8 protein-coding genes are annotated in these 11,373 nt (G+C 40.5%); 6 read left to right on the forward strand and 2 right to left on the reverse strand.

Annotated elements, in window-relative coordinates:
- Nucleotides 1-18: 18 nt before the first annotated feature.
- The 3 genes from FKG96_RS03085 to FKG96_RS03095 all read left to right on the forward strand — a co-directional run bounded on the left by FKG96_RS03085 (nucleotide 19) and on the right by FKG96_RS03095 (nucleotide 6,012).
- The gene (locus FKG96_RS03085; protein ID WP_130854683.1) at nucleotides 19-2,439 is read left to right on the forward strand and encodes an ABC transporter permease; all 2,421 of its coding nucleotides are present in this window, start codon (nucleotides 19-21) and stop codon (nucleotides 2,437-2,439) included.
- A 378-nt stretch (nucleotides 2,440-2,817) separates the two neighbouring features.
- Nucleotides 2,818-5,208 (forward strand): ABC transporter permease, encoded by a 2,391-nt coding sequence (locus FKG96_RS03090; RefSeq protein WP_130854682.1) that lies wholly within the window; start codon nucleotides 2,818-2,820, stop codon nucleotides 5,206-5,208.
- A gap of 138 nt (nucleotides 5,209-5,346) precedes the next feature.
- On the forward strand, nucleotides 5,347-6,012 hold the full coding sequence (locus FKG96_RS03095; RefSeq protein ID WP_013664523.1) for an ABC transporter ATP-binding protein: 666 nt from the start codon (nucleotides 5,347-5,349) through the stop codon (nucleotides 6,010-6,012).
- 2 nt (nucleotides 6,013-6,014) lie between these two features.
- Here the strand turns inward: FKG96_RS03095 and FKG96_RS03100 are convergent, their stop codons facing one another.
- Nucleotides 6,015-7,112 (reverse strand): lipase family protein, encoded by a 1,098-nt coding sequence (locus FKG96_RS03100; protein WP_130854681.1) that lies wholly within the window; start codon nucleotides 7,110-7,112, stop codon nucleotides 6,015-6,017.
- Nucleotides 7,113-7,225: 113 nt separating this feature from the next.
- Between FKG96_RS03100 and FKG96_RS03105 the strand changes: the two genes are divergently transcribed.
- The 3 genes from FKG96_RS03105 to cdaA all read left to right on the forward strand — a co-directional run bounded on the left by FKG96_RS03105 (nucleotide 7,226) and on the right by cdaA (nucleotide 10,807).
- Complete coding sequence (locus FKG96_RS03105) at nucleotides 7,226-8,473, forward strand: dicarboxylate/amino acid:cation symporter (protein WP_013664524.1); 1,248 nt, start codon at nucleotides 7,226-7,228, stop codon at nucleotides 8,471-8,473.
- A gap of 149 nt (nucleotides 8,474-8,622) precedes the next feature.
- Complete coding sequence (locus FKG96_RS03110) at nucleotides 8,623-9,948, forward strand: TolC family protein (RefSeq protein WP_130854680.1); 1,326 nt, start codon at nucleotides 8,623-8,625, stop codon at nucleotides 9,946-9,948.
- A gap of 67 nt (nucleotides 9,949-10,015) precedes the next feature.
- Complete coding sequence (cdaA, locus tag FKG96_RS03115) at nucleotides 10,016-10,807, forward strand: diadenylate cyclase CdaA (protein WP_165446905.1); 792 nt, start codon at nucleotides 10,016-10,018, stop codon at nucleotides 10,805-10,807.
- Between the two features lie 81 nt (nucleotides 10,808-10,888).
- Here the strand turns inward: cdaA and FKG96_RS03120 are convergent, their stop codons facing one another.
- Nucleotides 10,889-11,299, reverse strand: coding sequence for a BrxA/BrxB family bacilliredoxin (locus FKG96_RS03120; protein ID WP_013664527.1), 411 nt, complete (start codon nucleotides 11,297-11,299; stop codon nucleotides 10,889-10,891).
- Between the last annotated feature and the right edge of the window lie 74 nt (nucleotides 11,300-11,373).

Consider the following 11,373-nt stretch of genomic DNA (forward strand, 5'->3'; position numbering starts at 1 on the left):
TAACTACAAATAACTACAATGTTAAAAACAATTTTCCGTCAGCTGTGGCACAATAAATTGTTCACCAGCTTAAATATTTTAGGTTTAAGTATCGGTATCAGTGCTTGTTTTATTATTTATCAATTGGTCAGTTTTGAATTCGGCTTCGAACAGGCAATTCCAAATCACAAGCAAATTTTCAATGTGGTAAGCCATATGGAATTTGACGGACAGGAAGGACACAATGTTGGCGTGCCCAAACCTCTTGGCCGGGCGATAGAAACGGAGATTCCCGGCATTAAGTTCGTCGTACCTGTTGCAGAACAGTTTATGGAACAAGTAACCGTACCGCAGGCAGATGGTAAAGAGAATACGTTTAAATCGCCAGATCGTCAAGTAATGACAGTAGCTAAATACTTTAACATGCTTCCCTACGAGTGGCTAGCTGGAGCTAAAGATGAGGCACTCAATAATCCCAACACCGTTGTTTTAACAAAAAGCCGGGCTGAAAAGTATTTCCCTCGTATAGGTTTTAACGATATCATTGGCAAAACACTAATCTATAACGATACAATTCAAAAGCAGGTTAGCGGGATTGTTGATGATTTAACATTTGCTACTAGTTTTTACGGCAAGGAGTTTTTTCCCTTACCTAAGGATTATTTTTCACAGAGCGATTGGGGCTCCACCAATTCCAATGATAAATTATATATACAACTTGACGAAAAAAGTGTTGTTGCCAAAACGCAGCAGCAAATTAATGCGCTTTCTGTAAAGAACACAAAAGACTTATTTGAAAAATGGCGATTTAAACGGGATCAACGCCTGATTCCTGTCGCCACTATGCACTTTACCACCGAATACGGAGAAAATAATGTCCATAAAGCTAACAAACCTGTTCTATTAGGCCTCATTGGCGTAGCAATCTTTTTGTTAATTTTAGCTATTATCAATTTTATTAATCTGAGCACGGCACAATTACCTAAGCGGGGGAAAGAAATCGCTGTTCGCAAAACAATGGGTAGTTCAGGTAGACGGTTAATCTATCAATTTTTAGGCGAGACTTTTATTACTTGCCTGTTAGCAGCGATCCTTTCTTGTTTTCTCACTTACTTGTTTCTGCTATCCTTCAAAGAACTATTTCCTGAACAGATGCACGCTTACATTAACTACTTCCGGATTTTCGCTCTGTTCTGGTTATTCTTATTGCTCACCACCCTATGTGCGGGCCTGTATCCTGGCTGGCTGATTACACGTGTCAATCCCATTCAAATTCTTAGGAATCAAAGCCTTATTACTATTGGAAGTGTTCGACTATCACTCCGAAAAGCGCTTATCATTTTCCAGTTTGTAATTGCCATGTTATTTATTGTGTGCGCGGTTATAGTAGGTCAGCAGCTTCGATATACACTACATAAAGATTTAGGATTTAACAAAGATGCCATCTTATTGGTGAATGTTCCCTGGCGAAAAGTGAGTAACGACAAAGGCACCAAATATACCTTGTTAAATGAGTTGAAAAAGCTGAAAGGAGTAGAAGCCGTTTCCTTAGCAGCCCCTCCTCTAAGCAATAATACAATAAGCAATAACTACGATTATATACCTGATAATGGTGGTGCAAAAAAGGAATTCCAACCTTATCTAAAGAATATCGATACCGCCTATCTTGCACTTTACAATATGCAGTTATTGGCCGGTCGCAATCTCTTGCCGCTTGATACCGTAAATGAGTATCTAATTAATGAAACTATGTTAAGGGTATTGGGCATTAAATCGCCAAAAGACGCGATCGGGAAATTCATCGGTCCCCAAGATGGCAAACAGGCTCCTATTGTAGGCGTCGTAAAGGATTTTCACAATAAGACATTTTACAGTTCTATTGATCCTATTATTTTGCTCATTGATAAGCAAATAAATGCAACATACAATATAAAATTAAGGGAACGTAATCCGGAAAGCTGGCAAGAAAGCATCGCTGAAATAGAAAAACGCTGGAAAAAGTTTTATCCGGAAGAGACTTTTGAATATACCTTCTACGATAAAAGCATTGAAGACTTATATACGCAAGAACGACAAATGTCGAAAATTATCAACCTAGCAACAGTCGTCGCTATTCTAATAAGTTGCTTAGGTCTGTTGGGTTTGATCACTTTAACGGCCTATCAGCGCACAAAGGAAATCGGTATCCGCAAAGTACTGGGTGCTTCTATTGCAGGGATTGTCGCTTTACTTTCGAAAGACTTCTTAAAACTAGTGGTATTATCGATCTTAATTGCTTCACCCATCGCTTGGTGGGCCATGAATAAATGGCTACAGAGCTTTGCCTATCGGATAGAAATTCAATGGTGGATATTTGCATTAGCTGGTTTGGTAGCCATTTGTGTGGCATTTTTTACGATGAGCGTACAGGCCATTAAAGCAGCAAGGGCTAATCCGGTTGATAGTTTGAGGAATGAATAAATTTAGTTATTAGTTACTCGTTATCTGTTATTGGGCCGAATAACGAATAACTAACAACAAATAACCATTACGACAAAAAAACACTGTCCGTTTCCGAACACCGGTTGTGCACTATCGAACAGCTATCAAAATCAGAATCAAACCAACAGACTAAAAATCAGAAACTTATAGTTTTTGGTTTTATTTATGCCTATTTTGGTACGATTGGTTATAAATGATGGCTCTGGGTAGGTAGTAACCTACTCTTAGCCTTTTTAGAAAAAAGACATAAGACATGGGTATCAAGACATAAGATTCATATTTATAAGCAGGCTCTTAAAATATCTTGATACCTGCCTACCGGCAGGCAGGCTTGATCCCATACTTGATAAATAAAATATGAACACCAATAACCTAAAAATAGCGTGGAGAACGGCTTGGAAATCCAAGCTGTTTACCTTGCTTAACATTTTAGGACTGGCAATTGGCTTCGCCGGCTTCATTTTAGCCTATGCCTACATCCATCGAGAAAACAGCTACGATAGGTGGAACCCCAACTACGATAACATCTATCTTATCGGTTTAATCAACAAAGATAACCTATCTGATCTTACACCTGCAGCACTTGCGCCTGCACTGAAAGCTGCAGTTCCTGAAATAGAAAGCGCCGGCCGCGTCGCTAGAGCTCCTTTTGAAATTCCCTTTATTTCGGAGAATGATATGTTTTATATCAAGAACTGGTTGGGCGCCGATCGAACAATAGCGGATATTTTCGCTATTCAGCTTGAAGGTTTATCTATCACTAATTCTCCGGAAAAATCAATCGGATTATTGTCGGCCGAGGTAGGTAAAAAGCTTTTCCCTAATGAAAAGCAAGCAGCTTTCAAGGCGCCCAAGATCGTATCCTTAATGAACGAGCAGAGCGGTTTTACAGAGAACATACATGGCATTAGCAAACCTCGCCTTTTGTCAAATTTTGAATACGATTACATTGCTTTTAAAGAGGACATCGCACAAGGGAAAGGAGATGGTGATAATAATGTTTATCAAACCTATATACTTGTAAGGCCAGGAACCAGGATAGAGGAGCTCACCGCTAAAATCAATACCATCTACCATAATACAATAGCTAAACAAAGAGAAATTAAAGGATCAATACGCGCTGAAGCCAACATTTACCTTGATCCCCTAAAAAATTTGCATCTGCGTCCAAGGATCGGTTCCGATACAGGATACAAGATCGTCTGGGCGCTGGGTGTTCTTTCTTCAGTGATCTTACTATTGGCCTGCATGAACTTTGCCAATTTAATGTTGGTACAAGCACAGAGAAGATTTAAAGAAATCGGTATGAAGAAAGTCTTTGGTGTAACCCGAAAACGTTTGGCTCTTCAGTTTCTGTTGGAAGTATTTGCACAATGTCTCATAGCTGCTGTTATTGCCTGCCTTTTGATCAGTATCAGCTGGAACACCATGATTACTTTTTTTAGGTACGATTTTTCTTCTTTCGATTTCAATATGAGCGTAATTGGTCAACTGGGCACGGCCGTTCTTCTAGCTACGCTACTATCAGGTATATATCCTGCCTACATCTTATCCGGTTATCATCCTATTAACATCATTAAGGGTCAATTCCATAATGGACAACGGGCTTTTAGCTTAAGAAGTGCCTTGCTCATGTTTCAATTTATTATCGCTTTTATTTTTATCAGTGCGATGCTCGTCATTAATAAGCAAATGAACTATATGGAAAAAAGTGATAAAGGGTTTAGTGTCGATCAAGTCGTACATATTAAAAATCTTACCCTTTTCAACAAACCTGCTCAATTCGCCTCTATTAGAAACCAAATGAAAGCCATTCCGGGTATCGAGGAAGTCACTGTGGTAACAAACTACCCCGGTGGGCCGGCACCAAGCAATGAAGCATTTACTTACAGCGATAAAACATATTCATTAGATCATGTAGGTGTTGATTTTGATTATTTCGAAACTTTGGGTATGAATCTGCTATCAGGCAGAACTTTCTCCTCATCCCTTCTGTCGGATACGACGCAATCCATCGTAGTAAATGAGTCGGCAGCACGACGCTTGGGAATAAAGCAACCGAACGGCGAAAAAATCAGTATCTGTGATCAGACTTACACGATCATAGGCATCGTAAAGGATAGCAAAATGCAAGGTTTCGAACAGCTTATCAAGCCAACAGCTTACACGCTACAAACGAAGTGCGGTTATCCGAATCATCCCTTTAAGTGTGATATTTTAGTGAAAGTAAACGGACATAGCATCCGCTCAACGATGGAAACGTTGAAAAAACAATGGCCATCCATCAATAAACTGGACGGAAAGTACCTTATTTACGACTTTCTGGATCAGCAGTATGCTGCACTCTACGCTAAACAAGAACAACTCCGCCAAGCTTTTACGGCGTTTTCAACTTTGGTCATGATTGTGGCGCTATTAGGCCTATTTAGCATGTCGGCCTTTACAATCAGTCTGCGCGAAAAAGAAGTAAGTATACGGAGAGTTTTAGGCGCCAATACGCGACAGCTCTTCCTTTTACTCAATAAACCGTTCCTTCAGTTAATAGGTATGGCAATTTTGGTAGCTACACCTCTTGCTTGGTGGTGCACAAGTCAATGGTTAGATGGTTTTGCCTATCGCATTCATTTATCTTGGCATATTTTCGCTGTAGGCGCCGTATTGACTCTGCTTTTAGCGTCCATTACGATTAGTTATCAGGCGATCAAGGTTTCTATTGTTAACCCAGCTGATACCTTAAAAGACGAATGAAATTGTCGAGCTTAAAGGAGAATCTTATAAAGATTAAGAATCAGCGGTGTTTTTTGATTTTTAATGTTTTGTTTATTTTAATGTACCAATGAACTTGGCTTTTTACTTTTAATTTTTATTTTTTAATCTAAAAAAACGATGATTCAACTGAGCAATATTTTCAAGTGGTATAATGTGGGCGGCAACCGTTCATTTGTGTTAAAAGATATCAATCTTACTATCAGTGAAGGTGAGTTTGTATCGATTATGGGGCCTTCCGGTTCAGGAAAGTCTACCTTATTACACGTTTTGGGGCTCCTGGATGAACCGGATGAAGGCAGCTATCAATTCCTTGGACAAGAAGTGCTACGATTAAAGGAGAAACAACGCTCCGCACTTTACAAAGAGCATATTGGCTTTGTATTTCAAGCCTACCATTTGATTGACGAGCTAACTGTTTATGAGAATATCGAAACACCGCTCATTTATAAAAACCTAAAGGGTAGCGAGCGCAAAGCAATCGTGGCAGACCTAATAGACCGATTTGGAATCGTCGGCAAGAAAGATCTCTTCCCTTCTCAATTATCAGGCGGACAACAGCAACTCGTTGGCATTGCCCGTGCACTCGCTACTACCCCTAAATTATTATTGGCCGATGAACCAACCGGCAACCTAAATTCCAAGCAAGGAGAAGAAATTATGGATTTATTTAAGCAGCTGAACGAAGAAGATGGTGTAACGATCATACAGGTTACACACTCAGAGAAAAACGCCGAGTACGGCAATCGAATTATCGAGCTTTTGGATGGCCAGATTGTGAAATAATGCTAATACCGCTCCAGTAAATCTGCATAGGCTTTCAACGCATGGTGCACAAAAACATTTTTCCCCGTGTCCGGATATACCTTATAATACGTTGAGTCGGGCTGGAGAACAATAGGGACTCCAGCTCGCATATAATTCATCGTTTCCGCATAAGCGGGCTCTTTCAATTGTGGTAATGTTTTCTGAGTTTGTTTAAAAAGTGTTTTGCCTAAGTACTTCTCAAAATTCCGTCTAGATTTCTTACTTGATTTATCGAGCTTGTTAAAGGCGTGCTTAAGATACCATCGAACGTAGAAAGGCTTCTGTTTTTTTAATCCCTGATCAATGTTTTGAAAGGGATTTAGCCGATTAAAATCTGCCAAGGTTTGTAGTGAGAAAGGCGTTTCAGGAACCCAATCCAATGCATTTACGATGGTGAATCCCCAACCACCCCTTGTAATGAAATCATAATCATATGCATAGTATAGATTCCCCGGTTTAGGAGCCGCACTGCAATAGGTTTTGATAAGTAAATCCGCAGGTAATTGCTTCTCTTCCCGTTGATATCGAAGGTAAGACGTGAGCAAAAAGGCCAACGCCCCACCTTGACTATGTCCCATAATCAATAGCTGTTTCGTTCCTTTTTGATATTGTTCCTTAATCTGATGTACGATATCAGGTGCCATGGAAGCGATTCCGATGGTCCAACCGGCATGAACTGCCGCCTTCGGATCCTTCGAAAAAACGTAATCAAATTGGGTGCTATCATTCAATTGCAATACGCCTTTCGCGGGTACCATTGCTGAATAAAAATTTTCTAACCAGCTTACGGGGTCATTAATCGTTCCTCGGATAGAAACTGCCATTATTTGTTTATCACGACTGAGCCAAAGGTCCCATCGATTCTTTAAGCCCGCCTCTTTTGATCGATAAATGCGCTCATAATTCATAGGAGGCTCCAAATAATTGGGCCCCGGTTTAAGTGTATCGCCTTGTGAAGAAGAAATCTTTAGTAAAGTAAGATACTCTTGTTTATCAAACCCAGGCTTTAAGCTTTGCGCACGGAGGAGTCCAATATGTACGTTCAGTAGAAGCCAAATGGCAATAAAATATCGCTTCATATCTTGTTTTCTCTTTATGGAAACGCTACTAAATCTATAAAGTTTTATTCGCTTTTGTTTATCTTGCGGAAAAAATTACGTATTCCTAAAACATCCGAGGTCCAACCATCACTATGAGGAAATTATTGAAAAGTCTGTATTTTCAGGTTATTATAGCGATCATTATTGGTGTATTAATTGGTCATTATTATCCAAAAGTAGGCGAATCACTTAAACCGCTCGGAGATGGCTTCATCAAGCTCGTAAAGATGATTATTGCGCCGCTCATTTTCTGTACGGTGGTATTGGGCATTGCCGGCATGCAGAACGTGAAGAAGGTAGGGAAAGTGGGACTAACGGCCATTATTTATTTCGAGGTAATGACCAGCATTGCGTTGCTTTTGGGGATGGCGATCGTAAACATTTTACAACCCGGTACTGGGATGAACATTGATCCCGCGTCCTTGGATACTTCCTCGGTAGAAAGCTATATCACGGAAAGCAAACACCAGGATAGTCTTAAGGATTTTTTGTTGCATATCATACCGGATAATGTCATTGGTGCTCTTGCCCAAGGAGATTTGCTGCAGGTGCTCTTTTTCGCAATCTTGCTTGGTTTTGGCTTATCGAAAATCGGAAAAGCAGCAGAACCGGTGATGACCGTTTTGCAATCCTTTCTGAACGGAATATTTGCCGTGATTAAGATCATTATGCGTGCGGCACCTATAGGCGCTTTGGGAGCAATGGGTTTTACTATTGGTAAATACGGCTTGAACTCCTTAACGCAGCTAGGCATGCTTATGCTCTGCTTTTATCTTACTTGTCTTATTTTTATCTTTCTGATTATCGGAGCAGTCCTTTACTTTAACGGCTTTAGCGTTTGGAAAGTCTTAAAATACATTAAAGAAGAGTTATTGATTGTTTTGGGGACCTCCTCTTCTGAGTCTGCGCTACCCGGCATTATGCAGAAATTAGAGCGGGCAGGCTGTTCAAAACCCGTTGTGGGCTTGGTTATTCCAACAGGCTATTCCTTTAATTTAGACGGTACCTCAATATACTTAACCATGGCAGCAATTTTCATTGCGCAGGCACTTAATATGCACATGAACTTCAATCAACAATTAACCCTTTTATTGGTTCTTTTACTCACTTCAAAAGGGGCCGCCGGTGTAACGGGCAGCGGATTTATCATCCTAGCCGCAACGCTTCCAATGGTTGGTCATGTTCCCGTCGAGTCCGTTGCGCTGGTTTTTGGGATCGATCGTTTTATGAGCGAAGCCAGAGCGCTAACCAATATTATAGGCAACACGGCGGCAACGCTCGTTATTGCAAAATGGGAAAAAGAAATTGATCTTGAGCAAGCAGTAGAGATACAACGATAGGGTGTCCAGCCATTAGCACTGTCCGAAAACGGACACCCAATGCCCGTTTCCGAACGTAAAGCATCATCCCGCTTTTAATAACAGCTTGTAAATAAAACAGATAAGTTTTTGGCTTATCCTGTGTATTCTTTTGGCATAAGAAATTTTGCATGAACACACTTAAAAGAGCGATATTATTTTTTCTATATATACTCCCGTTAATTACGCATGGTCAAGACTCGGTTAAAACACACTACAATCTAGAAGAATGTATCGCACTGGCGCTCAAAAACAATGCGGAGGCACAGAAAAGTGCTAACAGCAGCCAAGCTGCTTCATTAGATTTGAAACAAGCTAAAGCGGCCTTATTGCCTACGCTCAGTGGAAGCTTCGATCACAATATTAACACAGGTTTTTCAACAGACCCCATAACAAACGCGATTGTTTCTGAAAATATAACATCGGGAAATCAGCGGCTGAATACAAACATGGTTTTATTCAACGGCCTCAATTTGCTTAGAACCATTCGACAACAGGCCTTCGCTTATAAAGCTACCCAAATGGATGAGCAGCGGATAAAAGATAACCTAACGATGGACGTGATCCTCGCGTACTTGCAGGTCATTACAGCAAAAGATGCGCTGGAGCAGTATAAACAACAACGAGATGTCACCAAAAAACAACTGGAACGTTTAGCCATTCTAAATAGGGACGGAGCAGTTGCTCCGGGAGAATATTATGATGTAAAGGGACAGTTTTCCGGTGATCAAATTACAGTATTAACTGGTGAAAATACGCTTAGAACAAATGTAATCGTGCTGACACGCTTATTAAATATCCCTTATAGCCAAGCGCTTTCATTTGAACCGATTAATCAACTACCTGATGTTTCCAGTGCGTCATTAAGTCAAGAGGCCCTTTATGAAAGAGCCGCTGCTTCACTTGGAACTTTAAAGGCGGCCCAATTCTGGAAAGAGAGCGCTGAATATCAACTGAAAGCGACTCGTTCTTTATATTTTCCAACATTATCCCTCGGGGCCAACCTAACTAGTCGATACTCAAACGCTGACGAAAACAGAGGGACCTACATGGATCAAATTCAGGACAATTTAGGAAAGGGCGCGGGATTGACCTTGAGCATCCCTATTCTAGATGGCTTTAGAAGAAGAATTAATGTCTCCAGGGCCAAACTTGAATTAAGAAACGCGGAGATTGATCTTGAGAACACAGAGAATAATTTACAACAGCAAACAGCACAGGTGTTGATCAATTTACAGACAGCCAAAGAAAAATACCTGGAAATCCGTGAGCAAGTAGAAGCTTACAAAGAGTCCTTCCGCGTGGCGGAAGTTCGTTTCGAAGCGGGGGACATTAATTCAGTTGAATTCCTTCTTCAAAAAACAAAATATGATCAAGCGAATATCAGTTTAGTGGTAGCTCAATATGAATGGCAACTGAGACAGCGTATTGCGAACTACTATAACGGTCAGCGCTAAGCAAGGATCAAGCAAAATCAGCTCATGCTATCAGGCTAAGCAAAAAAATTTATAAATTGCGGATGTTATGGGCAATATTGATTTTAGCTTTTTCAACATCCGCCTACTGGATGTAATTGATATCTTTTTGGTAGCTATCATCATCTATTACATTTATAACCTCATCAGGGGAACCATTGCGGTAAATATCCTGATCGGACTGTTCATTATCTATTTAGCCTATTTAGTGGTAAAGCAATCGCAAATGCGCTTGCTTACCGAAATATTTGGTGGCTTTATCAGTGTCGGTTCCATTGCATTAATTGTTGTGTTCCAGCAGGAAATAAGGCGATTTTTAATTCATATCGGAAAGAACATCAGCTTTAGACGAAATAAAAAACTTTGGTCACTTTTCCTGGGAAAGAAAGAGATCGAAAAAGACAATACCGCTCGATTAAAACCTATTATTGATGCTTGTAGGAGTATGTCTAAATCACGGACCGGTGCGCTGATCGTTTTCTCTAAATTTTTTGATGAGGAATACTATCAGAATAGCGGCGAATTTATAGATGCCGAAATTTCAAAACGCTTATTAGAAAGCATTTTTCAAAAAAACAGTCCACTACACGACGGAGCCCTGGTAATCGTGGATTTTAGAATCAAAACAGCCAGTTGTATCCTACCTTTATCCGATAGCGAAGACCTTCCGCTCCAATTTGGCCTGCGGCACCGCGCCGGTATTGGCGTTACCGAAATGAGTGATGCGGTTGCGGTTATTGTGTCTGAAGAAACGGGCGAGATTTCATATGCCAAACAAGGAAATGTTAATATGAATATTACGCATGACGAACTTGAACGTCTTTTAAATGAGGATGTGTAGCTTCGTCGCAGACCCGCCCTGTTAACAAAAAAAAGCCCTCAAATTCTTTTGAGAGCCTACAAATAAGATAATTATTGGTTCTTAGCAGTACTCGTTGAAAGCAGCTACCAAGTTGTCTGCGATCATCTGCGCAGGTCTGCCTTCAATGTGATGCCTTTCAATCATATGCACTAATTTACCATCTTTGAATAAAGCCATTGATGGCGAGGACGGTGGATAAGGTAACATATAGTTCCTTGCCTTATCTACTGCATCTTTCTCCATGCCCGCAAAAACGGTTACTATCTTCGCAGGTTTCTTCTCGTTTTGAATAGCAGCCTTAGCTGCCGGACGAGCATTTGCTGCCGCACAGCCACATACTGAATTTACGACAACAAAAACAGTTCCCTCACTATTAATCGCCGCATCAACTTCTTCAGGCGTTTTAAGTTCCTCAAAGCCTACAGCAGTCAACTCTTTGCGCATAGGCTCAACCAAATATTCTGGATACATCTTTTCCTTTTTTATGTTTATATAATAAAGCAAAGATACTAGATATGAACCGGATGGGCAATACAGCTATTTCA

The organism is Olivibacter sp. LS-1 (assembly GCF_008245145.1).
GTDB classification, from domain to species: domain Bacteria; phylum Bacteroidota; class Bacteroidia; order Sphingobacteriales; family Sphingobacteriaceae; genus Olivibacter; species Olivibacter oleidegradans.